Origin of the sequence: Ralstonia sp. TCR112 (genome assembly GCF_007997035.1) — a bacterium.
In the GTDB taxonomy this organism is placed as follows: Bacteria; Pseudomonadota; Gammaproteobacteria; order Burkholderiales; family Burkholderiaceae; genus Ralstonia; species Ralstonia edaphi.
Genome location: NZ_VOSS01000160.1, coordinates 1 through 555, shown reverse-complemented (window position 1 = coordinate 555; position 555 = coordinate 1). Strand labels below are relative to the sequence as shown.

The following is a 555-nucleotide window of genomic DNA, read 5'->3' as shown; positions in this document are numbered from 1 at the left end:
CGGCCGCCATCCGCAAGATGCTCGCGAACTTGCCCGCGCGTGCCGGCCGTGTGGTCGTCGACGCGGGCGATGTGACTTGCCAGGGCGATGCGCTGGAAGACGCGCAGAGCGAATTGTCCGGTGTGCTCCACGATCTGCTTGACCGCGGCGCATTTCCGATCGCGCTCGGCGGCGGGCACGAGATCGCGTGGGCTTCGTTCGGCGGCTTGGCGCGGCATCTGGCGGCGAAATCCGACCAGCCCCCGCGTATCGGCATTCTCAATCTGGACGCGCACTTCGATTTGCGCGCGGGCGAGCGCGGCAGCTCCGGCACGCCATTCCGCCAGATCGCCGAAGACTGTGCGCGGCGCGGATGGCCGTTCCACTACGCCTGCCTCGGCGTGAGCACTTACGCCAACACCGAGGCGCTGTTCGCGCGTGCGCGCCAGCTCGGCGTGCGCTGGATGCACGACGACGAGATGGACGTCATGCAGCTCGCGCATGTGCTGAAGGTGGTGGAGGTGTTCCTGAGCCAGGTCGACCACGTCTATCTGACGATGTGCCTGGACGTGCTGC

The 555-nt window shown here is 67.6% G+C and carries 1 protein-coding gene; it reads left to right on the top strand.

Annotated features, from left to right (window positions below; translation table 11 throughout):
• The coding region (locus FUT88_RS24795) for a formimidoylglutamase (RefSeq protein ID WP_186829379.1) at positions 1-555 on the top strand (555 nt) is incomplete at both ends.